Here is a 22,364-nt window from a genome sequence, read left to right on the forward strand (position 1 = left end):
CTTCTTGATTTTTATAATTTTTAAAATCAATTTTTCTAAAAAATAATAATCTTTCAATAACACACCAAAGTGCTATAAAAGCCATTATTCCTAAAATTAAAAAAATAATTAAATCAATATAATCTCTTAAAAATTCCATTATATAAATCCCATTAAATATTTGTTAAAACCGCACGATTATACTACAAGAAAAATAAAACTATAATTAATAGTAATTATCATAATTTTTAAAAATTTCTACCCTAAAAAATGAATTTTTTAAGATATAATAAATTTTAAATAATGAATTCCAAGGAAAAAAGTATGCAACAAAACCATAATTTTACTTCTTTTGTGCTTTTAAGTGATGATGAATTTGACTTTTTAAAATTGCAAAATTTGCTTAAAAATGAATTTGATATTTTGATTCCAGATGAGAATTTTAATCAAGATGGTGTTATTTTTTATCACAAAAATATGCTTGTGACTCTAAGTTTGATTAAAAATCCTATACCTAATGAAGAAGCTGAGTATTATGCGAATTTTAATTTTATCTGGAAAGATGCTTTAAAAGAGACAAAAAAGCACAAAGCCCATCTTTTGGTTGCTGTACTAAGTCAAAGTGAAAGTAAACTTGAGCAAGCTAAACTTTTCACTCAAGTTTCATCCGCATGTTTGCAAGATAAAAATGCTTTAGGATTTTATACCGGTGGGGTTGTTTTAGAGCCTAAATTTTATATAGAAAATGCCAATATGCTAAAAGAAAATCGTTTGCCAGTTTATAATTGGGTTTATGTAAGTGTATATCCTTGCGAAAATGGTGTTAATGCTTATACTTATGGGCTAAGAAATTTTGACCGTTTAGAATTTGAAGTTTGTGAAAGTAAAATGGATGAAAAGGAATTGTTTTTTTCTTTATATGATATTATTTTACATATTTTAACTTATGATATCGAATTAAAAGATTTAGACACTTTGAAATTTGAAGATGGAAAAAATATTAATTTTTCAAAAAGTAAAGGAGTGAGTGTTGAAGGAGATAGTCTAAAAATAAATTTTTAGATTTCACATTAACTTCACAAAAATTAGATTTAATTCTCGCAACCAAAACAAAAAAGGAGAAAAAATGAAAATAAAATTAGGTTTAGCGGCTTTATTAGGAGCTACAGTGCTTTTAGCTAAAGATATTATTGTTCCTGCTAATACTCTTCCAAAAAATGCGCAAGAATTTATTAATACAAATTTTAAAAATGCTCAAATTGCTTTAGTTAAAAAAGATATTGATTCTTTTGATGTAACTTTAAATAATGGAACAGAGATAGACTTTATGATCAATGGGGAATGGAAAGAAGTGGATGGAAAATATCAAGCATTACCTAACAGTATTTTGCCAAACATTATGCCTAAGATAAGCACTTCTTCAAACGCACAAATTCTAGAGGTGAGTAAAGAAGTGAATGGATATAAATTTGAATTAAATAATTATATGAAAATATATACAGATGCTCAAGGTAACATCTTAGGGCAAAAAATGGATCATTAATTGTAAAGTGTTAAAAAATAATTAAAATATTTGAAAAAATTCAAATATTTTAATTAAAACTGAAAGAATATTTCTATACTTTGATAACATCTTCTAAATTCTTATTATTTTATTAATTTTTAATTAATAAAATGTTTTATAAAAATTTAATTATATAATAAAAGTATCTTTAATATTTACAAAAATCTGATATAATGGCCTAATTATTTTATCGTTAAAAAGGAAAATACAGATGAATACTTCTAACAATAAATGGACTAGCCACGATATAAGGTGGGTGTTATCTCTTTTTGGAACAGCAATTGGTGCAGGTGTGCTTTTGCTACCTATAAGTGCAGGACTTGGTGGATTGATTCCTTTACTAGTTATACTTGTTTTAGCTTTTCCTATGACTTATTTGGCTCATAGAAATTTATGTCGTTTTGTTCTTTCAAGTTCCAATCCAAAAGATGATATTACTTTTGTTGTACAAAGTTATTTTGGTAAAGGCGGTGGATTTTTAATTACTGTGTTGTATTTTTTTGCTATTTTACCTATTTTGCTTGTTTATAGTGCAAATCTTACAACAACTTTGATTGAATTTTTAATCAACCAGTTTCATTATGATGCAGCAACACTTCACGGAGCTCGTATATGGATAAGCTTTTTGATCGTAGGCGCTTTAGTTCTTGTTTCAATTTTTGGCGAAGGTGTAGTTACTAGAGCTATGAGTTTTCTTGTTTTCCCTTTTATTATATTTTTGTTTATCCTTTCATTGCTTTTAATTCCTCAATGGAATACAGCTTTATTTACAAATATAGATTTTTCGGTATTTCAAACAAGTAATTTTTGGGTGACTTTATGGCTTGTAATTCCTGTCATGGTATTTAGTTTTAATCACTCTCCGATTATTTCATCTTTGGCATGTTTTTGTAAAAAAGAGTATGGTGACAATGCAGAGTTTCGTGCTAGAAGAATTATTTCTTCAGCTGTGGTTTTAATGGTTTTTGTGGTTATGTTTTTTATTTTTTCTTGCGCCTTGACTTTTACTCCTGAAGAATTTGCTTCTGCAAAAGCTCAAAATGTTAATATTTTAACTTTTATTGCAAATAAATTCCCTCAAGTAGCTGTTTTAACTTATGTTGGGCCTATTGTTGCTCTTGTTGCGATCAGTAAAAGTTTCTTAGGACATTATCTTGGTTCCCAAGAAGGTTTAAATGGTATTTTATATAAAGCAAGTAATGGAAAAATTCAAGGTAAATTAGCTCAAACTTTAACAGCAATTATCACTTTTGTTATTGCTTGGTATGTAGCTTATGAAAATCCAAGTGTTATAGGTATTATCGAGACTATAGGTGGTCCAGTTTTAGCAATTTTACTTTTCTTGATGCCAATTTATTGTATTTATCGTTTTGATATTTTGGCAAAATTCCGCAGTAAAGGTTTAGATATTTTTATTGCTATTATGGGAATAGTAGCTATTTCAGCTGTTGTGCATAATCTTATTTTAGAATATTTTGTAAAGTAGTATATAATGAGTAATTTAAGTATTTTTAAAATAGGTGTAGGTCCTTCATCTTCGCATACCTTAGGACCTATGCTTGCTGGAAATTTATTTTGCAAAAAGATTGCGAAAAGACTTGATGAAATAACTAAAATTCAAGTTACTCTTTATGGTTCTTTGTCTTTAACTGGCAAAGGACACTTAAGTGATAAGGCTGTAATTTGGGGCTTAAATGGTTTAGAAGCTAAAAATTTAAGTGCCTCTATACAAGAAGAAGCCAATAAAAACGCTTTAGAAAAAGGTAAAATCAATCTATGTGGAGAAAAAGAATTAAATTTTAATTATGAAAGAGATTTGATTTTTTCTAAAGATTTTTTACCTTTGCATGAAAATGGAATGCAAATTAAAGCTTTTAATGAAAAAGATGAACTTATCGATGAAGAAACCTATTATTCTGTAGGCGGTGGTTTTGTTTTAACTGCTGCAGAATTAGAAAAAAGAAATAAAAATTTAGGTCAAAACTTATCAAGCAAAAATGAAATCGAACTCAATAGCGCTAAAGAAGTTCTTGAATTTTGCGAGAAAAATAATTGGAATTTAGCAGAGCTTTCTTATCAATACGAATTGCAATTTCATACAAAAGAAGAGATTAGGTCTTATTGCCTTGAAATTTGGGAAGTGATGCAAGAAGTTTATTATAATGGAATTCATCCTACCGAAGAGTATTTACCTGGGAAGCTTAATCTAAAACGCAGAGCCAAAGGCTTACACGAGCGTATTTCTATGACGACTGATCCTATGGGAATGATTGATTTTATTTCATTATATGCGCTAGCAGTCGCAGAGGAAAATGCAAGTGGTGCTAGAGTAGTTACAGCTCCTACAAATGGAGCTTGTGCAGTTGTTCCTGCTGTCATGCTTTATCTTAAAAATCACACTGTAGGTTTTAATGATGAACAGGCCATAAATTTCTTATTAGCGGCCATGTTAATTGGTTCATTATATAAGAAAAATGCAAGTATTAGTGGAGCTGAAGCTGGATGTCAAGCTGAAATTGGTAGTGCAAGTTCTATGGCTGCTGCCGCAATGGCTACAGTTTTGGGTGCTAATGCCTTTAAAGCTTGCAATGCTGCTGAAGTAGCAATGGAGCATCATTTAGGTTTAACTTGCGATCCTGTTGCAGGACTTGTTCAAATTCCTTGTATTGAAAGAAATGCTTTTGGAGCGATTAAAGCTATCAGTGCAGCAAGAATGGCTATGACTCGACAATCAACCCCTAAAGTTACTCTTGATGAAGTGATAGAAACAATGTATGAAACCGGTAAAGATATGAATTATAAATACAAAGAAACTTCTTTAGGTGGTCTTGCTACGAATTTAAAAACTGTATGTTAAAGCATTATGCTTTAACATTTTTTCTTTTTTTTTAAAAATTCTATTATTTCTTTTTTTGAAAATTTTTTTAATAAATTGATATGTTTAAAAAGTAGATTAGTACTAATGGAACTTGCGATTAATACTATAATACATAAGATTAGAAAGAGCAAATCAGTTATGTTAAATTGTATTAAAAATAAGCTAGCAAAAAATAAACCTCCAAAAAATAAAAAAGATAAAAGCAAACTTTGCTTTGTTTGAATTTCGCCAAGATTGTCTGAATTTTGGGTTAAATTTTTAAAAAATATGATTTTTCTACCAATATTTAAAATAAGAATTTCATCATTTTCTTTAAAAACTTGCTCTTTTATTCCTTGATAGATAAAAGTTTCTCCATTTGGGTTAAGTTCATCTTTGTAAGATTTTAAAATATAATCTTTTAAAATAATATTTTTAATATCACTTTTCTTTTCAATTTTAAAGAAATTAAAATCATAATCTATACGAAAAATTTTATTCAGATTCATAAATGCCATAGGTATCATTTCCTAAAAAATTTTTATAAAGAGGTTTTAAATTTAAAGGTATTGTAACATTTTTTTGATCATTTAAAATGGAACTTTGAAAAATTAAAAATAAATCCATTTCATTTTTAAAACTTTTTAAAAAATTTTCTCCTCCTTCATACATTAAAAATCTAGCTTTTTCTGAAATTTGAGTATAAATTTGGCGATTTGGAATTTGAAATAAAGGAATATTGTGATCAAAATTTTCTAATTTTTCATGGCTTAAAATACAAAGATCGGGCGCATTTCCTTGACAAAGTCTTGCGTCTAAAGTTGGTTTATCCTTTCTTATGGTTTGACCACCTACCACTAAAAGATCAATGATTGAACGAATTTTATGAGCATAAGTTCTACTTAATTCATTGCTAACGATTTTTCCTAAAGCTGATCCATTCATAGAAAGGGCCAATTTGAAAAGTTTAAATTGTCCTTTTTGCCATTTTAAAAAAGGTTTTAAAAGATCTTTTCCTTCTTTTTCGAGTATGCCAAATTCTACCCCTATGCCTTGTTTTCTTAAAAAATCTCCTCCGCCTTTTGCGATATCATTTTCATCTTTAACACTGATAAAAATTTTTTTAAAACCAAGTTCGCTAAAAAGCTTTGCACAAGGAGGAGTTTTTCCTTGATGAGAGCAAGGTTCTAAGGTGACAAAAGCAATAGCTCCTTTAAATACATTTTGATGATTTTTGCAAATAAAATCATGCAAGGCATTAGCTTCTTTAGGCATTGAAATTTCAGGCTTTAGTCTTTTAAAAGCATGAGCAATTGCATTAAGTTCTGCATGCGCCAAACCTGCTTTTTCATGTGCTTTTATGGCTAATATTTTTTCATTTTTGTCTAAAATCACACAGCCTACTGCAGGATTAGGGTAGGTTAAAAATTGATATTTCCAAGCCTCATTTAAGGCTAATTGCATGTAAAATTCTTTCATTGCTTCCATTAAAATTCTTTTTAGGAGATTATATAATATTATTATGTTTTTGTATAGAGTATTTAAAAAGTTAGTGGCCGGGAGAAAGGGATTCGAACCCCTGGAGGTGTTACCCTCAACGGTTTTCAAGACCGCCGCTTTCGACCACTCAGCCATCTCCCGATTATAATTTTGTGCCTTTTTTGGAGGCGACATCCGGATTCGAACCGGAGATCAAGGCTTTGCAGGCCCATGCCTTACCGCTTGGCTATGTCGCCCTGATAAATTTAGAAAGTGGTGCCCGAGGCCGGACTTGAACCGGCACGGAAGAAAAATTCCGAGGGATTTTAAGTCCCTTGTGTCTACCAATTCCACCACCCGGGCGGGTGATATGGAGCGGGAAACGAGATTCGAACTCGCGACCCCAACCTTGGCAAGGTTGTGCTCTACCCCTGAGCTATTCCCGCAAAGTTTAAAGATGAAATTCTAGCAAAATAAACTTAAAATGAGTTTATTTTGCTATTTACATATAAATGATGCTGAAGCGCTTAAGCCTTGCTCTGTATTTTTAACAACCGGCAGGGATAATTGCATATCATTGGATTTTGCAGCAAAAAATCTTGGTGATATATTTGCATTTAAATTTGTATCTAAGGTTTTTAATGTGCAAGTTTTATTTAAATCTTTAGAATAAATTACCTCATAAGAATAAGCTTTTTGCAAAAGTTGACTATAAAGTTTTTCTTTATTTTCTTGTAAAAGTTTTTTTGAAAATTTAGGTTCTAATGAAGGTATAGAAACTCCCACAAACGAACTTTTATTAACTATAGCATTTAAATCATTTAAAAAATGATTGAAATTTTCAAGATCATTTTCTTTAATAATGCATTCTAAATTTGCATTTAATTTTTGTCCTTTTATGGTTTGTATACCATCTTTATAAGAAAAATTAGGCTCTAAAGAAAAGCTTCCTCCGCTGCAAAAATTATCTTTTTGAGTACGTTGTATGATTTGATTGAAAGTATCTGCAATTTGTTTTTTTTCATTATCGCTTAAAGTGATTTTACTATCAAGATTTTCATTAGCCCAAAAATTAATATTTGTATAGAACTCATCAGGTTTTAAATGAGTGCTAATTTCTATATTTCTTGAAAAATTTAAAGCTTGATTTGAATGTTTTTTCTCTAAAAATTCAACATTAAAAATCACTCCAGCCACAAAAAGCAAAAGACATAAAAATCCTACACCTAAACCTTTAAAAAAAGCCAACATATTCCCCCCCCCTTTTTTTTAAAGAATCGATTTTGTTTATTTTATCAAAAAAATCTAAAATTTTTTGATATACTTTGATTTATGCAAAAACAAACCGTTGATAAACTTCAAAAAAAATTACTTCTTTGGTACGAAGATAAAGGGCGAAAAGATCTACCTTGGCGGAATTTACAAAGTACTCGTTGTGATAATAGATTAAAACAAATTGATAGAGCTTACGGGGTTTATATCAGTGAAATTATGCTTCAGCAAACTCAGGTGAAATCCGTTTTAGAAAGATTTTATTTTCCATTTCTGCAAAAATTTCCTACCTTACAAAGTTTAGCTAGTGCCAATGAAGACGAGCTTTTAAAAGCTTGGCAAGGGCTTGGTTATTACACTCGAGCTAGAAATTTAAAAAAAGCAGCTTTAGAATGTATGGAGAAATTTGGCGGTGTTTTACCTAAAGAGCCTGAGAAATTAAAAAGCTTAAGCGGTATAGGTGCTTATACAGCAGGTGCAATTGCTTGTTTTGCTTATGATCAAAAGGTAGCTTTTGTTGATGGTAATATACGCCGTGTGCTTTCTCGCCTTTTTACTTTAAAAAATGCGAATATGAAAGAACTTGAATTAAAAGCATATAAAATTTTAAATTTAAATGATGCTTTTAATCACAATCAAGCTTTGCTTGATATAGGTGCCCTGATTTGTTTGCCAAAAAATCCAAAATGTGGAATTTGCCCTTTGTATGATTTTTGCAAAGCTAAATTTAACCCACATTCTTATCCAGAAAATAAGAAAATTGTTTATGAAAAATTAAATTTAGCTCTTGTTTTTTATATTTATAAAGATCAAATTGCTGTTGAAAAAAGTCAAGAAAAACTTTATAAGAATATGTATAATTTTCCTTTATTTAAGCAAAATGAATTTAAAAAACAAAAAAATATGATATTTTTAAGAGAGTTTAAACACAGTTATACTAAGTATAGGCTTGATATAAAGATTTATTGTCAAATTTTAAAAGATCAAACGGGATTTGAGTTTAAAAAAATAAATGAACTTAGCCACATCGCACTTTCAGCACTTTCTTTAAAGGCTCTTGAAATTTATAAATCAAAAAATATACTTTTGAAAGTAAAAGAATGAAATTTAAAAAAATTTATATAGAATTAAGTGATATTTGTGGTTTAAAATGTGATTTTTGTCCTTCGCAAAAAGCAACGCGAAAAATTATGTCTAAAGAAAATTTTATCACTTTAGCAAAGCAAATTCACGATCAATCTAAGCTTTTTACTCTGCATCTTTTAGGCGATCCTTTACTTTTGCCGGATTTAAAGGATTATTTAGATATTGCTAAAGATTATAATATGAAACTTGAAATTACGACGAGCGGTTTTTATTTTGATGTTAAAAATCGTGATTTGTTGCTAAATTATGAAAATATCCATCAGATTAATATTTCTTTGATGGCTTTTTTAAGTCAAAGCAAATTTTCTTTAAGGCAATATTTTGATCCTATTTTAACATTTTGCAAAGAACATGTAAGAAACCAAAAAACAAGTTTTATTAATTTTAGGCTTTGGAATTTAGATACTGATTTTAAAGCGCCTAAAGAAAATTTTATCATTTATGAGTTTTTATCTAAAGAATTTCAAAAAAATATTGATTTTACTTTAGCAAAAAATTATTTAGCAAGATACATTATCCTTCATCAAAATAAGCTTTTTAAGTGGCCAAATCTCGATGATACGCCTTTATACTTTCATGGAAAATGTTACGCTTTAAAAGATCAAATTGGAATTTTAAGCGACGGGACTTTAGTTCCTTGCTGTTTGGATGCTAAAGGGGATATAAATTTAGGCAATGTTTTTAAAGATGGCTTTGAAAATCTTTTAAATTCTGAGCGTTTAATAGTGATGAAAAAAGCTTTCGAGGAAGATAAACGCATCGAAAAGCTTTGTCAAAGTTGTGAATTTTTCAAGGTAAGACTGTAGAATCAGCTTTTTTTAATTCCGCTTTAAATTCTTTAATTCTATCTATAATTTTAGGACTTAAGCGTAACAGTAAATATGTATTTTTTTAATAAAGAATTGCTATCTAGCAGATTTTTATCGGTTGCATTAATTCCAAAAATAAATAAATCAGGATTTTGCTTTAGTATATATTCTTCTGATATTATTGGACGTGCTATATTGCTTTTTGGACTTAAATTTTTTATTCCGATAAGTTTTAAAATATCAGCAATTAAAGAATTATCACTAAAAGCCATTAAAGGATTAGTAGAATAAAAATAAATTGCACTTTTATTTAAAGGATGTTTCTCTAAATTTTTTAATCCATCTTCAAAATTTTTTAAAATTTTCTCCCCCTCTTTTTCTTTTTGTGTTATTTTTGCAAGAATTTTTATATTATCTTTTACATCATTAAGATGTTGCGCTTTTAAAACCATAGTTTTGATGCCAAAATTATCAAGTTTCTGTTTTAAGTTAAGAGAATAAGAGCTTAAAATTACCAAAGTTGGATCAAGGGAAATAATTTTTTCAACTGATGGATTTGTAAATGTTCCAACACTTGTAATTTTAGAAGTTTTTTCTTTTGGATAAATATCTGAATGTGTTAAGGAGGCAACACCTATAATTTGATCATCTGCTTTTAACATAAAAAGCGTTTAAACACTTGCTGGATCAAGAGATATAATACGCTCTTTTACTTGAAGTGTTATTGTAAGTATAAAACATAAGATTAGTATTTTTTTCATTTTGTTTCCTTTAAAGCTAAAATATAAGGTTTTGAATTTTCATAAATAATTTTGCAATTTAAATTATAAATTTCTTTTTTTAAAAGTTTTTTTGTATTGCCAAAATATCTTATTTCTCCTTTTTTTAAAAAAAGTAATTTATTGCAAAAAAGCGATGCGAGATTTAGATCATGAAGAACTGCTATAATGGTAATTTTTTGTTCTTGAATTAAATTTTCACAAAAACTTAGAATTTCAATAGCATGGTTTAAATCAAGTGCAGATGTAGGTTCATCTAAAAATAGAATTTTTGGTTGCTTGAGTAAAGCTCTAGCTAATAATATTTTTTGAAATTCTCCTCCGCTTAGAGACAATATATCTCTGTGTAATAATTCATCTATTTTTATCATTTGGGCTAATTCTTGAATTTCTAATATATCTTTTTTTGAGTATGTATTAAAAGAATTTTTTAAATGAATATATTTACTCATTAAAAGCACATCTATGACTTTTAATGGTGTTTTAAGTTCTGAATTTTGAGGAACAAAGCCACAAATTTTAGCAAATTCTTTAAGTTGAAAATCTTTAATATTTTTATTAAAAAGTATTATTTCACCATTTGTTGGAGTTAAATTTTTAAGCATAAGTTTTAAAAGAGTGCTTTTACCTGATTCATTAGGACCTAAAATTCCTATAAACGTTTGACTTTCAATATTTATATTAATATTTCCTAGCAGCATTTTTTTATTATAGGAAAAATTTAAATTTTTTATTTCAAGCATTATAATAACCTTTTAGCTTTCAAAGTTAAGTATAAAAAAATTGGTGATCCAATAAAAGCAGTTAAAATTCCTATAGGAATTTGTATAGGTGCTATAATTGTCCTAGCTAGAGTATCACAAATAAGCAAAAAAATACTTCCAAAAACTGTACAAAAAGGTATTATTAAAATATTATTATAGTTTTTAAATAAAATTCTTACTCCATGAGGAATAATAAGACCTACAAAACCAATTAATCCTGTAAAAGATACAGCAAAAGATACAGATAGAGAAGAAATTATAAGTAAGTTAATTTTAAGTTTTTTTGCATCCACTCCTAAATTTCTAGCTTCATCATCACCACTTAAAATAATATTAAGTTCATTTCTATGTATATAAAAATATAACAAAGATAAAAATAGCGGAAGTATCAAAATAGCAACTTCATGCCAAGAAGTTGATCCAATATTTCCCATTAATCAAGCAACTATTTTAAAAGAATCTTCTCCTATAAGGTAGGTAAAAAATGAAGTAAAGGCTCCCAAAAAAGATGAAGTTGCTATTCCTATAATAAGCAAAGTAGTTATAGAAGATTTTGATGAAATTTTAAAGATTATTAGGGTAAAAAAAAGCAGAGCAAAAAAATCCTAAAATTCCATAAAAATAATCTGGCAATTTTAATAAATAAGCTAGGACTGCACCAAAAGTTGCTGCTGAAGCTATACCTATAATATAAGGATCGGCTATAGGATTTGAAAAAACATTTTGAGTTATAGCCCCACTACTTGCTAGAAGCATTCCAATTAAAATGGCCATTATTATTCTTGGCAAACGTCCATCGATTATAATTTGGCGTAAAATTTCATTTTCTGTAATAAGATGAGAAAAAAGTTGAGCAGGGCTTAAATTTTCATCTCCTAGGCAAAGAGATATAAAGATAACTCCCAAAGAAATAATAAAAATACCTATAACCCAAATAATTTTTTTTAAAAAACATATTTTAACTCTAAATAATAATTTCTACCACTTCCTGATAAATATTCATCATTGAGGCTGTCTTGATAGGTATAGTATTGCTTGTTAAAAAGATTTCTAATTCCGCTAGAAATTTGCAATTTTTTATAATAATAGCTTAAGCCAATATCTGTCAAAGCGTAATCTTTTATCCAAGCGTTTTTACTCATTTTTCCGGTTTTTTCATCTATCATTCCACCGTCTTTAGCACGAGAATAATAAGTCAGATCTAAAAAGGTGCTAAAATTTGAATTAATAGTGTATTCTATACCCGCGCTAGCTTTGATTTTTGAGACATAAGGAATTCTTTTTCCTTTGTTAATCCCTTTTGAAATTTTAGCATCTATGTAGGCTATGCTTTGTCTAAATATAAGCATATCATCTAAAAAGCTTTGATCGAAATTTAATTCCGCGCCAATACGATGAGTTTGATCGATATTGTAATATTTCCAAAAAGCACCCGCTTCAGAATGTGGATTTCCAAGATATGAAATTTCATTTTTGCTTAAGGTGTAAAATAAAGTTAAATTAAATCCATAAAAATCCCACCAAAGATCATTGACTCCTAATTCAAAGGTATTAAAAATTTCAGAATTTAAATTTGAAGAATAATATTTTTGTGTTTTTTGATCTTTATTGACAAATTGTGCTGGCGAAGGAGATATAAAGCCTCTTTCATATTTAAGGTATAAACTTCCTGTGCTTGAGTATTTAAAATTTGGAGTGATTTCAAAGGCAAAATTATTGCCTTGATCTTTGGTATTGAAGGTTTCGGTATTATTTTTAGGTCGATTAAAAATAAGCATTTTGCTTGTATAGTTTCTATCGGTTTTATAAAAACTGCGTTCATATCTTAACCCATTAGAAATACTGAAAATATCATTAAATTCATGAGAATCAAGCGCAAATAAAGAATGGCTTTGCTTTTTCATATCCATAAGGGTTGTCATGGTGTGATTGATTGAAAATTTAGGCATATTTACATCATAATGGATAACACTTGTTCTTTTAGCATCATGATTGGCAAGTTCATAACCAAAGATAATATAAGAATTGTCTTTATAATTGTATCTACTTTTAAGATTTATCCCTGTCAGGGTATCTTCAAAGCTGCTTCCATTTTGATATACAGGTAAGGTTATACCCATAACAGTCATCATGGAAACATCTTTGAGATAATTGATTTTTTGATTTTGCCAGAAAGTTTCTAGATCAAATTCCCAAGTATCATCAAGATAGTAATGATAATCTAAAGTGATTTCAGGTCTATTAATAGAAGTGATATTTTCCCCATTGCCTTTTTGTTTAGGATTGTCTTCAATTTGTGCTTTTGTTAAATATCCACTTCCTGTATTTTTACTTTTAAAATAATTATAACCAAAAATCAAATCACTTTGTTCATTAGGGTTGATATAGGTTTTAGTGTTTATAAAATAGCCTTTTTCATTATAGCCATCCTGATAGCCATCTTGGTTAAAGCCTTCTATATTAAAACTAAAAGCTAGGTTTTCTTTGATTTTCTTGGCCGCATTGATTTCTAAATTGCCACCTAATCTGTTTTGATTGTATCCATTTCCTTTTATAGCTATGGAAAATAAATCTTCTTTTTGTTTTTTTGTGATGATATTGATCGCACCTCCGCGAGTACCATTTCCATAGAGTACAGATCCACCACCTGGAATAATTTCTATACGTTCAACATTATCAAGATTGATACTATTTAGTGGAGTTACTCCGTGGGAATTATCAAGCATATTAATCGATTTTCCATCAATCATAACCTTAACAGCGACATTAGATTTATCACCTTGTCCTCGCATATCGATATTTCTTCCTAACCCAAAATTAACAAAATTAATTTCAGCTGTTCTTTCTAAAGCCTGCTCTATAGAATTAAAACCTTTTTTTTGTAATTTAGATCCATTGATAATGATGACATTTCTTAAATTGTTATCAAATTCTTGTTGATTTGCAGAAACGACAACTTCATCAAGTTTAATTTTAGCTTCTTCATTACTTTCTTGCGCATTGATGTCGATAAGTAAAAAATTAAATAAGGTAAAAAATTTTATTAGAGTTGTTTTTTTATGCAAGATTGACTCCTTAAGAGATTAAATGATAATGTATATCATAATATAAAGTAAGAAATTTATCGTTTATTATCTTAAAAATAAATAAAATTTTTGATTTTAAAAATATTGGCTTAGTCTTTAAGATTTATTTAATTTGATAATTGATATCATTTTAGAGTTAAAATTTTTTAATCAAAAGGAATAAAAATGAATTTAGAAAGCATTATTTCTCACATGAATGAGCATCACCGATCAAATTTGGTTGATCTTTGTAGAAAATTTGGAGGTGTAAAAGAAGTTAAAGATGTGAAATTAAGTCATGTTGATTTTGAGGGTTTGGATATAATTTATAATGATGATGAAACTTTGCGTATAGAATTTCCTAAAAAGGCCAATGAAGAGACTTTAAAAGATACGATTATTTCTCTTTGCATGAGTGCAAAACCTGAGCAAGATTTTAGTGGAGTGGCCAAGGAAATTGAGGAATTTAAATCAAGTTTTAACTCTGTATGTTTAGCCACTTTAGGTGAAAATAATGAAGTTGTTTGCTCTTATGCACCTTTTGTAGCAACAGATTTAGGAAATTATATTTACATCAGTGAAGTAAGTGAACATTTTAACAATATCAAAGCAAATCCAAATAATATAGAATTAATGTTTTTAGAGGATGAAAGCAAAGCCGCTTCTGTGATACTTCGAAAAAGATTGCGTTACAGAGTTGATGCAAGTTTTATAGAAAGAGGGGAGCAATTTGATAAAATTTATGATGAATTTGAAAGGCAAACAGGTGCAGAAGGTGGCATAAAAACTATAAGAAAAATGCTTGATTTTCATTTGGTTAAACTTGATTTAAAAAAAGGAAGATTTGTTAAAGGTTTTGGGCAAGCTTATGATATCAATCAAAGTGTGATTAGTTTTGCAGGAGCTAATGGAAATCCACATAAATTTCCACATAAACACTAAAAAGAGCAAAATTATAAATTTTGCTCTTGCAAAGACTCAGCCTGATAATGAGCAATTAAAGGTTCGATAATTTCATCAAAAAGTCCATCTTGCATGATAGAATCTAAGCGGTATAAGGTTAGATTTATACGATGATCGCTGATGCGATTTTGAGGGAAATTATAAGTGCGTATGCGTTCACTTCTATCTCCACTTCCCACTTGAGATTTTCTTACTTCACTTTCTTGCGCCAAGCGTTCACTTTCTTGCATTTCAAAAAGTCTAGCTTTTAAAACTTTCATAGCACTTTCTTTATTTTTATGCTGACTTTTTCCATCTTGATTGACCACAACTATACCAGTAGGGATATGAGTGATACGAACGGCTGAATCGGTGGTATTAACACTTTGTCCGCCATGGCCTGAAGAACGCATTACATCAATTTTTAGATCATTGGGATTGATTTGTATTTCAACATCATCTACTTCTGGCATAACAGCAACTGTAATTGCAGAAGTATGTACCCTTCCTTGAGATTCTGTTTGAGGGACTCTTTGAACTCTATGAGTTCCACCCTCATATTTAAGTCTAGAATAAGCCCCCATGCCTTTAATTAACATTATGATTTCTTTAAAGCCTCCAACGCTTCCTTCGCTTGAGCTGACTATTTCTAATTTATAATTGCGATTTTCTGCATATCTTGAATAAGCTTTTACAAGATCGCCAACAAATAAAGATGCCTCATCTCCGCCAGTACCAGCACGAATTTCTAAAAAGATATTTCTTTCATCGTTTGGATCCTTGGGTAAGAGTAAAATTTTAAGTTCTTCTTCAAGTTTTGGTTTATGCTCTTCTAGGGTTTTTAATTCTTCTTTAGCTAGCTCTCCAAGTTCGTTATCGTTAAGTAAAGTCTTGTTGTCTTCTATGCTTTCTAAAGTTTTTAAATACTCTTTAGCTTTTAAAACAATAGGTTCTAAATTTTTTTGTTCTTTCGAGAGAGAAGTCATCTTTTCGATATCATTAACGATATCAGAGTTACTAAGAAGAGAATTTAACTCTTCATAGCGTTTTAAAAAAGGGTCTAGTTTATCAGCTAACATTAAAAAATAAAATTATGCAATTTTATTAACTAAAAGAGCTAAGCGACTTACACGGCGTGAAGCAGTTTGTTTTTTAAGAAAACCGCGACTAACCATAGCATGAATGCTTTTATTGGCTATTTTGAAAGCCTCATTTGCAGCGTTTTTATCGTTTTTAGCAGCTGCTTCTCTTACAGCTTTTGTGATGTTTTTAAGTCTTGTTCTATAAAATCTATTTCTTTCTGTTTTTTTAATAGTCTGTCTCGCTCTTTTTTCAGCAGATTTATGGTTTGCCATTAAATATTCCTTTTTTGAAATTTTAAGGATTAATTATATAAGAATAAAATTTAAAATTTCATTAATTTAAGAAAAATTTCAAAATAAATATATTAATTTTTTATCCCAAAATAATAGATCGAATTTGATTAAAATTCCATAGATTACAGCACTTAGAAGTCCGGCAAATAAACCTGCTACCATATCATCTAGCATCACTCCTAAGCCACCCTTAACTTTTTTATCAATCCTTCCTATAATAGAAGGTTTAGTGATATCAAACAAGCGAAAAAATATAAAAGCCATGATAAAATTCAATAAAGAATTCGATGTATTAGCTGCTATAGCGCAAGCTAAAAAAACTCCCGCGACTTCATCAATTACGATGTGTTTATCATCGTGAATTCCAGTGTTTTTTTCATAATTATCAATTACACGTATACTGATAAGAAAAATTAAAAAGCTAAGTAGTATTAATGTGGTGCTTCCTAGATATCTTAAAATAAAAAAAGCAGGGATTAAAGCAGCGATAGTTCCAAAAGTTCCAGATGCTTTTGGGGTGCAACCTGAATAAAAAAAAGTTAAGAAAATTTTTTGCATTATTACCTTTCAAACGATATAAGACATTTGATATACTTCTAAAAGTTTTTTATAAAATTCTTCATCTTCTTTATCTTCTAAAATGCCATCTGTGGCAAAAAGATCGTTATATATTTTTTGAAAATTTTTAAAACGCTTTGGAAAGATTGAGGATAAAATTATACTTGAAATTTCCTTTCGCATAAAAAGCGCAGGTGGAATAATACCCAATTTTAATAAATTTTTCAAAGACTGAGAATTATAATGTAAATGATGATGGAATCCATGAGGGCAAGATCGAGTACTTACAATCATATGACAAACATTACAAAATACAAATTCAGGCAAAATAATCACTTCTATACCGTAATCTTTAGAAAATTCGTCTAAAATCGATTTAGGTTGATTTTCATCATAAAACATCCCAAGTCCCGTATGATTTTGCCCCACTATAAGTTTAGTACAGCCTAAATTTTTTGCTACTATGCTTTCAAGTGCAGGATTTAAATGAGAATGAAAAAGATCAATTTTTTTTAAAGGAAAAACAAAAATTTTATCAAGCGGTAAATAGTTTTGTATGAGTTTTTGTAAATATTTTTCTTTTAAATTAAATTCAAAGCCATTTTCATCAAAAGATTCTACTAAAAATATCACCACTAAATCTGCTTTATCTATAGTCCAACGAAACATTCTTTCATGTGCTCTATGCAAAGGATCAAGATTTGCAAATAAAGCAGTGATTTTTTGAGCGTTGAGTTTTTCTTTTGCGAGCTGAAATTGCTGTTTGATGGTTTTTATAGGGGAGTCATAAATTTTTATTTTTCCACTGATGCAAGTTTTTCCATTGTTTTCTAAAGAACAGGTTCTAGAGCTAAAAATACTTGAAAAATTTTTATCATTTTTAAATTTATTTTTAAGTTCTATATACCCCACTATTTTTTCATTGCAAATGAGTTCAATTTTATCATTTTCTTTGAGATTTTTTAAAATTTTTTCTGCATTTTTAGGGGCAAAGGTGAAAGGATAGGGAAAATTTTCTCCTTTTAATTTACCAGTTTTTAAAATTTCTTTACTTTCGTTTTCATCCATTAAGTAGTTACAATTTCCTAGTAGGCCTTCTTCTATAAGAGAAAAAATGCCTAGTTCATTTTCATCTATTGTGATTATTTTATTTTTTTTTGAGGTCATATTTTTTCCTTTTTTCCCATAAGGATTTGCGAGAAATTCCTATTTTTTTAGAAAGCTCTGTATCAGAAAGCACATTTTGATAGTTTAAAACTATGTATCTTATGTACTCATCTATAGTTAAAATTTCATCACCGATGATACCTTTTTGTTGATCGTTTAGATTTATTTGATTGAAATTTGTATTTTCTATTTGAGAATTAGTGTGTAAAATCACAGGTTTATTTTTTACAAAATTAAGTAAAACTTCTTTTTCTGAAGTTTTTAAAATTTGAAAATTGCTCAAAAATAAAAGAGAATTTTCAAAATGAAAATTCATTACTTTTTCAACGGCATTGGTAGAAGCTAAGTCAATATAAGCAAAGGTCATATTGTGTTCATAAAGATATTTGAAAACAAAGGCATCAGCTGAATTTTGAAGATTGGATTTTAAAATGAGTGGGAGTTTTATTTTTTTATAATTGTATTCTGAAATTTTTATCATTTTTATGCGAGTTTTTATATAACTTTCATAGGTTTTATTCACTGCTAAAAGTTTTTTAAAATCTTGATAGTGTTTTATTTTTCTTATTAATTCTTCTATCATAAAAGGTTTTTGTATATAATCACTTGCACCCATTTTTAAAGGAGTTGAAACCGCATCAGTGCTTATGTAAGAAATTAGCAAAATAATAATACTGTTTTTAAAATGCTCCACAGCTTTTAAAAAATTACTCGTATTAGCTGAAAGCAAGACAATATCATAATGTTTTTCTTCATTAAATTCGTCAAAAGAATTAATAATAGTGCAATCATAACCTATATTATTAAGCTTTATACCGATACTTTGTGCTAAGTAAATTTCATTTTCTATGATTAAAACTTTCATAACTTTGTCCAATCAAAATATTTTAAATTCGCATTGCTTAAAACCGCTATACCTTCTTTGCGACCGATAAATCCTAGTTTTTCTGTGGTGGTGGCTTTTACATTGACCCTGTGTTCGCTGATATTAAGGGTTGAGGCTATATTGGCTCTGATTTCTTCTTTAAATTTGTGTAGTTTTGGAGCTTCTGCGATAACGCAAATATCAGCATTTATAAGCTCAAAGCCGACTTCTTTGACTTTTTGATAAGCCTTTTTTAAAAGTTCCATAGAATCAGCATCTTTAAATTTCATATCTGTATCAGGATAAAGTTCGCCTATATCGCCTAAGCCAGCCGCACCTAAAATCGCATCAGTTAAAGAGTGCGCTAAAACATCGCCATCTGAGTGTGCTTTTAAGCCCATACTAGGATGAATTTCAATACCGCCTAAGATTAAAGGTCTTGTTTGGCCAAATTCATGGACATCAAAACCATTTCCACAAAAAATTTCATAACTAGGTTTTGGGAGATTTAATTTAACTAAGTCTTCTTTAAAGGTTAATTTTTTAGCATTTTCTTCACCCTCTATAAACCAAATTTTACCCCCTAAAGCTGCAATAGCCGTGCTATCATCTGTAAAATCAGAATTTTGCTCTAAGGCCTTTTTGAGTAAATTTGTGCGTGAAATTTGTGGCGTTTGAATGAGTTTAATTTTTTCTCTTTGTATGGCTTGTTCATCAAAAAGCGTGGTATCGCAAACTTTTAAAGCAGGGGTGATGCAATCTGCTTTATCGATATTTTCAAGCAAACGATCAAATAAATTTTTACTGATAAAAACTCTTGCAACATCGCTAACCATAACAAATTCTGTTTCGACTAATTCTAAAGCTTTTTTTAAAGATTGTGCTCTTGTGTCTCCACCTTCTACTATTTCATAATTTTTTGTAAATTTTTTCATGTAAGAAACATTACCAGAAGTAACAATTATCTTTTTAAACGGATAAAAAGAGCTTAAATTTTTTGTCGCATAAAGCCATAAAGGATCTTCTCCTATACGTAAAAATTGCTTTTTAACTTCCATATTTAAACGTGTAGAATTTCCAGCTGCTAGCATAATTAGACTTAATTCTTGCACTTTTATTCCTTTAAAATTTATAATTTTATCTATGTGTATAATGTTACCATATTATACACTTACAAAAAGCTAAATTTTAGATTTTTATTAGTAAAATAAATTTTTAATTTTTTAAGGAAAGATTAGAATCATGAAAGAACAAATTTTAGAAAAACTCAAAAGCGTTAAATATCCTGGTTTTGAAAAAGATATAGTTAGCTTTAATTTTGTAAAAGAAGTTAAAGTAGAAAATAATGAAGCTTTTATCAATATCGAAATCGCTTCGTCTAATCCTGAAGTTTCTAATGAAATTCGCAAAAATGTTAGCGAAGTTTTATCATCTTTAAATTTAAAAAATATAGAAATTAATATCATCACACCAAAAATTCCTGAAGAAAAAAGCAATTCAAGAAGCGGTAAAAATATTGTTCCTCAAGTGAAAAATTTCATCATGATTTCAAGCGGTAAAGGTGGCGTGGGTAAATCAACTACAACCGTAAATTTAGCTATTTCTATGGCAAAAATGGGTAAAAAAGTAGGGATTTTGGATGCGGATATTTATGGGCCAAATATCCCAAGAATGCTTGGAGAAACCAAAACTCAACCTGAAGTGGTTGGGCAAAGATTAAAGCCTATTTTAACTCATGGAATTTATATGATGAGTATGGGGGTTTTGATCGAAGAAGGACAAGGACTTATGTGGCGTGGCGCGATGATCATGAAAGCGATGGAGCAATTACTCGCTGATGTGATTTGGCCTGAACTTGATGTTTTATTTTTGGATATGCCTCCAGGAACAGGTGATGCGCAAATCACTTCCGCACAAAGTATCCCAATCACTGCAGGTGTATGCGTAAGCACTCCACAAACCGTTTCTTTAGATGACAGCAAAAGAGCGCTTGATATGTTTAACAAACTTCATATTCCAATCGCAGGTATCGTAGAAAACATGAGTGGATTTTTATGCCCTGATAATGGCAAAGAATATGATATTTTTGGCAAAGGAACTACTGAAGAAATGGCGAAAGCTTACAAAAGCGAAGTTCTAGCACAAATTCCTATTGAAATGATCGTTAGAGAAGGTGGAGATGATGGAAAACCAGTGAGTTTTTATCATCCTGAAAGCGTGAGTTCAAAGCGCTATTTAATGGCGGCTGATAAAATTTGGAATTTCATAGAAAAGATTAACAATGAAGGCGGTGCGGATAATTCTGCAATTCAGCCTATCATGAATGGAAAAAGCGCTTGTTCTCACTAATATTTAGGGTTATTCCCTAAATATTTTTTTACTTCTTATTTTTTAATTGCTTTTAAATTTTTATTACTTCTTATAAAGTATTTATGGAATTAGTGTCAAACTTATATTAAAATTTTTGGAGTGTAAAAATGAAAATATTGCAAGAAACATTTGGCGAGTATAATGATGAAAAAGTAACGAGAATTCGTTTGATCAATGATAATAATGTAGAAATTTCCTGCCTTAGTATGGGGGCAATTTGGTATCAGTTTTTAGTTCCGACTAAGGATAAAGAGCATCAAAATTTATTATTAAGTTTTGATAATATTAACGATTATTACTCAAATCCTCAAAATATTTGCAAATCAATTGGCAGGGTTGCTGGAAGGATCAAAAATGCATCTTATAAACATTATAAATTGCCACAAAATGATCATGGTAATACTCTTCATGGTGGGCCACATGGCTTTTCAACTTGGAATTGGGAATATTCAACTTCGGTTGATGAAAATAGTGTGAGTGTGACTTTTCAAAAAAAGATCGATGAAAGTATGGATGGCTTTTTTGGAGAGATACAAGCTAGTATTGTTTATACCTTGGATAATCAAAATAAAGTAAGCATTGTATATAGCGCAATAGGTGGCGAAGAAGATACTCTGTTTAATCCAACGTGCCATGTTTATTTTAATCTGAGCAATCGTCGCGATTTGACAACGCATGAATTACAAATCAATAGCGATCATATTTTAGAAATTGATGAGTATTTAATCCCTACTGGAAAATTTCTCGCTGTTGATAACACACCTTATGATTTTCGTCATTTTAAAAATGTAGAATCCGTGCTTAAAGAAATTAAAGGACTAGATACAGCTTATGTGCTTAAAACAAATTTAGCTGCCATCTTAAAAGATAAAGAAAGCAAGCGTCAAATTATCGTGCATTCTGATCGTAATGGACTTGTTGTTTATACGCCTGAAAAGATCGAAGGGCAAAACATTTCATTTAGCCGAGATAAAGGCGCTTTGGCAAATAAAAATGAAGGCATTGCATTAGAGGCACAGACTTTACCTGATGCGATTCATCATGAAAATTTTGGTGATATTGTATTGCCACGTCATAGTAAGCAAAGCTACAATATATCATTTATATTTAAAAATGATTGAAAAGTGAAATTTATTAGTTTGAAAATAAATACTTTTAGGAAATTTTTTAGTTTTACGTCTAGAAAATTTATAAATCTTTTATGTTGTATAGATATACTTATGTATTATTTAGCCTCTTTTTAAATTTCTTTATGATAAAATCTTTAGAATACGGATTCGTGCTATCATTTTGTTTTAGCCTCTTTTTAAATTTCTTTATGATAAAATCTTTAGAATACGGATTCGTGCTATCATTTTGTTTTAGCCTCTTT

General features: G+C 29.3%; 20 protein-coding genes, 4 tRNA genes and 3 pseudogenes. 9 read left to right on the forward strand and 18 right to left on the reverse strand.

Annotated elements, in window-relative coordinates; translation table 11 throughout:
• A pseudogene (locus tag H2277_RS02475) lies at positions 1–139 on the reverse strand (TonB-system energizer ExbB); the annotation flags it as partial.
• Between the two features lie 164 nt (positions 140–303).
• Here H2277_RS02475 and H2277_RS02480 point away from each other — a divergent pair.
• From H2277_RS02480 to H2277_RS02495, 4 genes are all read left to right on the forward strand, one after another.
• Positions 304–1,041, forward strand: coding sequence for a DUF4261 domain-containing protein (locus tag H2277_RS02480; RefSeq protein ID WP_337200816.1), 738 nt, complete (start codon positions 304–306; stop codon positions 1,039–1,041).
• 64 nt (positions 1,042–1,105) lie between these two features.
• Complete coding sequence (locus H2277_RS02485) at positions 1,106–1,522, forward strand: PepSY-like domain-containing protein (RefSeq protein ID WP_337200817.1); 417 nt, start codon at positions 1,106–1,108, stop codon at positions 1,520–1,522.
• Between the two features lie 232 nt (positions 1,523–1,754).
• Positions 1,755–3,029: an aromatic amino acid transport family protein gene (locus H2277_RS02490; RefSeq protein WP_337200818.1), complete on the forward strand. Its 1,275-nt coding sequence runs from the start codon at positions 1,755–1,757 to the stop codon at positions 3,027–3,029.
• Between the two features lie 6 nt (positions 3,030–3,035).
• Positions 3,036–4,400, forward strand: a complete 1,365-nt coding sequence (locus tag H2277_RS02495) for an L-serine ammonia-lyase (RefSeq protein WP_337200819.1) — start codon at positions 3,036–3,038, stop codon at positions 4,398–4,400.
• Between the two features lie 11 nt (positions 4,401–4,411).
• On the opposite strand, the gene H2277_RS02500 is transcribed toward H2277_RS02495, so the two are convergent.
• The 7 genes from H2277_RS02500 to H2277_RS02530 all read right to left on the reverse strand — a co-directional run bounded on the left by H2277_RS02500 (position 4,412) and on the right by H2277_RS02530 (position 7,130).
• Positions 4,412–4,918: a hypothetical protein gene (locus H2277_RS02500; protein ID WP_337200820.1), complete on the reverse strand. Its 507-nt coding sequence runs from the start codon at positions 4,916–4,918 to the stop codon at positions 4,412–4,414.
• On the reverse strand, positions 4,896–5,879 hold the full coding sequence (gene ribD, locus H2277_RS02505; RefSeq protein ID WP_337200884.1) for a bifunctional diaminohydroxyphosphoribosylaminopyrimidine deaminase/5-amino-6-(5-phosphoribosylamino)uracil reductase RibD: 984 nt from the start codon (positions 5,877–5,879) through the stop codon (positions 4,896–4,898). Before ribD ends, H2277_RS02500 begins: the two co-directional genes overlap by 23 nt.
• Before the next feature lie 74 nt (positions 5,880–5,953).
• Positions 5,954–6,041, reverse strand: a tRNA-Ser gene (locus H2277_RS02510).
• 21 nt (positions 6,042–6,062) lie between these two features.
• Positions 6,063–6,136 (reverse strand) — tRNA-Cys (locus H2277_RS02515).
• Between the two features lie 17 nt (positions 6,137–6,153).
• Positions 6,154–6,242: transfer RNA gene (locus H2277_RS02520), tRNA-Leu, on the reverse strand.
• A gap of 8 nt (positions 6,243–6,250) precedes the next feature.
• Positions 6,251–6,325, reverse strand: a tRNA-Gly gene (locus H2277_RS02525).
• Between the two features lie 52 nt (positions 6,326–6,377).
• On the reverse strand, positions 6,378–7,130 hold the full coding sequence (locus tag H2277_RS02530) for a hypothetical protein (RefSeq protein ID WP_337200822.1): 753 nt from the start codon (positions 7,128–7,130) through the stop codon (positions 6,378–6,380).
• An 81-nt stretch (positions 7,131–7,211) separates the two neighbouring features.
• Between H2277_RS02530 and mutY the strand changes: the two genes are divergently transcribed.
• Together mutY and H2277_RS02540 are read left to right on the forward strand one after the other, a co-directional pair.
• On the forward strand, positions 7,212–8,255 hold the full coding sequence (gene mutY, locus H2277_RS02535) for an A/G-specific adenine glycosylase (protein WP_337200823.1): 1,044 nt from the start codon (positions 7,212–7,214) through the stop codon (positions 8,253–8,255).
• Positions 8,252–9,103: an SPASM domain-containing protein gene (locus H2277_RS02540; RefSeq protein ID WP_337200824.1), complete on the forward strand. Its 852-nt coding sequence runs from the start codon at positions 8,252–8,254 to the stop codon at positions 9,101–9,103. Before mutY ends, H2277_RS02540 begins: the two co-directional genes overlap by 4 nt.
• Here H2277_RS02540 and H2277_RS02545 read toward each other — a convergent pair.
• The 4 genes and pseudogenes from H2277_RS02545 to H2277_RS02560 all read right to left on the reverse strand — a co-directional run bounded on the left by H2277_RS02545 (position 9,087) and on the right by H2277_RS02560 (position 13,714).
• A pseudogene (locus tag H2277_RS02545) lies at positions 9,087–9,867 on the reverse strand (ABC transporter substrate-binding protein). The gene H2277_RS02540 and the pseudogene H2277_RS02545 sit on opposite strands and share 17 nt — an antisense overlap.
• Positions 9,864–10,628, reverse strand: coding sequence for an ABC transporter ATP-binding protein (locus H2277_RS02550; protein ID WP_337200825.1), 765 nt, complete (start codon positions 10,626–10,628; stop codon positions 9,864–9,866). Before H2277_RS02550 ends, H2277_RS02545 begins: the two are co-directional and overlap by 4 nt.
• Positions 10,628–11,606: pseudogene (locus H2277_RS02555) on the reverse strand (FecCD family ABC transporter permease). The gene H2277_RS02550 and the pseudogene H2277_RS02555 overlap by 1 nt, the downstream one beginning before the upstream one ends.
• Positions 11,594–13,714, reverse strand: a complete 2,121-nt coding sequence (locus tag H2277_RS02560; protein ID WP_337200826.1) for a TonB-dependent receptor — start codon at positions 13,712–13,714, stop codon at positions 11,594–11,596. The pseudogene H2277_RS02555 and the gene H2277_RS02560 overlap by 13 nt, the downstream one beginning before the upstream one ends.
• A gap of 186 nt (positions 13,715–13,900) precedes the next feature.
• Between H2277_RS02560 and H2277_RS02565 the strand changes: the two genes are divergently transcribed.
• Positions 13,901–14,656, forward strand: coding sequence for a HugZ family heme oxygenase (locus H2277_RS02565; RefSeq protein WP_337200827.1), 756 nt, complete (start codon positions 13,901–13,903; stop codon positions 14,654–14,656).
• A gap of 11 nt (positions 14,657–14,667) precedes the next feature.
• Here H2277_RS02565 and prfA read toward each other — a convergent pair whose 3' ends face one another.
• The 6 genes from prfA to H2277_RS02595 form a co-directional block, all read right to left on the reverse strand.
• Positions 14,668–15,735: a peptide chain release factor 1 gene (gene prfA / locus H2277_RS02570; RefSeq protein WP_337200828.1), complete on the reverse strand. Its 1,068-nt coding sequence runs from the start codon at positions 15,733–15,735 to the stop codon at positions 14,668–14,670.
• 12 nt (positions 15,736–15,747) lie between these two features.
• The gene (gene rpsT / locus H2277_RS02575) at positions 15,748–16,011 is read right to left on the reverse strand and encodes a 30S ribosomal protein S20 (protein WP_137621647.1); all 264 of its coding nucleotides are present in this window, start codon (positions 16,009–16,011) and stop codon (positions 15,748–15,750) included.
• A gap of 78 nt (positions 16,012–16,089) precedes the next feature.
• The gene (locus tag H2277_RS02580; protein WP_337200829.1) at positions 16,090–16,590 is read right to left on the reverse strand and encodes a phosphatidylglycerophosphatase A; all 501 of its coding nucleotides are present in this window, start codon (positions 16,588–16,590) and stop codon (positions 16,090–16,092) included.
• Between the two features lie 9 nt (positions 16,591–16,599).
• Positions 16,600–17,757, reverse strand: a complete 1,158-nt coding sequence (locus tag H2277_RS02585) for a sulfate adenylyltransferase (RefSeq protein WP_337200830.1) — start codon at positions 17,755–17,757, stop codon at positions 16,600–16,602.
• Positions 17,738–18,622, reverse strand: a complete 885-nt coding sequence (locus H2277_RS02590) for a hypothetical protein (protein WP_337200831.1) — start codon at positions 18,620–18,622, stop codon at positions 17,738–17,740. Before H2277_RS02590 ends, H2277_RS02585 begins: the two co-directional genes overlap by 20 nt.
• The gene (locus tag H2277_RS02595; protein ID WP_337200832.1) at positions 18,619–19,734 is read right to left on the reverse strand and encodes a bifunctional 2-C-methyl-D-erythritol 4-phosphate cytidylyltransferase/2-C-methyl-D-erythritol 2,4-cyclodiphosphate synthase; all 1,116 of its coding nucleotides are present in this window, start codon (positions 19,732–19,734) and stop codon (positions 18,619–18,621) included. The genes H2277_RS02590 and H2277_RS02595 overlap by 4 nt, the downstream gene beginning before the upstream one ends.
• 130 nt (positions 19,735–19,864) lie before the next feature.
• On the opposite strand from H2277_RS02595, the gene H2277_RS02600 reads away from it, so the two are divergent.
• The gene (locus H2277_RS02600; protein WP_337200833.1) at positions 19,865–20,971 is read left to right on the forward strand and encodes an Mrp/NBP35 family ATP-binding protein; all 1,107 of its coding nucleotides are present in this window, start codon (positions 19,865–19,867) and stop codon (positions 20,969–20,971) included.
• Between the two features lie 128 nt (positions 20,972–21,099).
• Complete coding sequence (locus H2277_RS02605) at positions 21,100–22,113, forward strand: aldose epimerase family protein (protein WP_337200834.1); 1,014 nt, start codon at positions 21,100–21,102, stop codon at positions 22,111–22,113.
• Positions 22,114–22,364: the final 251 nt, after the last annotated feature.

The sequence above is a fragment of the Campylobacter sp. W0014 genome (genome assembly GCF_020135975.1).
GTDB lineage: Bacteria > Campylobacterota > Campylobacteria > Campylobacterales > Campylobacteraceae > Campylobacter_D.

Bases quoted from the DNA above. Each gene is read 5' to 3' on its own strand.
- H2277_RS02480 (WP_337200816.1), top strand. From the start codon at position 304: ATGCAACAAAACCATAATTTTACTTCTTTTGTGCTTTTAAGTGATGAT.
- H2277_RS02485 (WP_337200817.1), top strand. From the start codon at position 1,106: ATGAAAATAAAATTAGGTTTAGCGGCTTTATTAGGAGCTACAGTGCTT.
- H2277_RS02490 (WP_337200818.1), top strand. From the start codon at position 1,755: ATGAATACTTCTAACAATAAATGGACTAGCCACGATATAAGGTGGGTG.
- H2277_RS02495 (WP_337200819.1), top strand. From the start codon at position 3,036: ATGAGTAATTTAAGTATTTTTAAAATAGGTGTAGGTCCTTCATCTTCG.
- H2277_RS02500 (WP_337200820.1), bottom strand. From the start codon at position 4,918: ATGGCATTTATGAATCTGAATAAAATTTTTCGTATAGATTATGATTTT.
- ribD (WP_337200884.1), bottom strand. From the start codon at position 5,879: ATGAAAGAATTTTACATGCAATTAGCCTTAAATGAGGCTTGGAAATAT.
- H2277_RS02530 (WP_337200822.1), bottom strand. From the start codon at position 7,130: ATGTTGGCTTTTTTTAAAGGTTTAGGTGTAGGATTTTTATGTCTTTTG.
- mutY (WP_337200823.1), top strand. From the start codon at position 7,212: ATGCAAAAACAAACCGTTGATAAACTTCAAAAAAAATTACTTCTTTGG.
- H2277_RS02540 (WP_337200824.1), top strand. From the start codon at position 8,252: ATGAAATTTAAAAAAATTTATATAGAATTAAGTGATATTTGTGGTTTA.
- H2277_RS02550 (WP_337200825.1), bottom strand. From the start codon at position 10,628: ATGCTTGAAATAAAAAATTTAAATTTTTCCTATAATAAAAAAATGCTG.
- H2277_RS02565 (WP_337200827.1), top strand. From the start codon at position 13,901: ATGAATTTAGAAAGCATTATTTCTCACATGAATGAGCATCACCGATCA.
- prfA (WP_337200828.1), bottom strand. From the start codon at position 15,735: ATGTTAGCTGATAAACTAGACCCTTTTTTAAAACGCTATGAAGAGTTA.
- rpsT (WP_137621647.1), bottom strand. From the start codon at position 16,011: ATGGCAAACCATAAATCTGCTGAAAAAAGAGCGAGACAGACTATTAAA.
- H2277_RS02580 (WP_337200829.1), bottom strand. From the start codon at position 16,590: ATGCAAAAAATTTTCTTAACTTTTTTTTATTCAGGTTGCACCCCAAAA.
- H2277_RS02585 (WP_337200830.1), bottom strand. From the start codon at position 17,757: ATGACCTCAAAAAAAAATAAAATAATCACAATAGATGAAAATGAACTA.
- H2277_RS02590 (WP_337200831.1), bottom strand. From the start codon at position 18,622: ATGAAAGTTTTAATCATAGAAAATGAAATTTACTTAGCACAAAGTATC.
- H2277_RS02600 (WP_337200833.1), top strand. From the start codon at position 19,865: ATGAAAGAACAAATTTTAGAAAAACTCAAAAGCGTTAAATATCCTGGT.
- H2277_RS02605 (WP_337200834.1), top strand. From the start codon at position 21,100: ATGAAAATATTGCAAGAAACATTTGGCGAGTATAATGATGAAAAAGTA.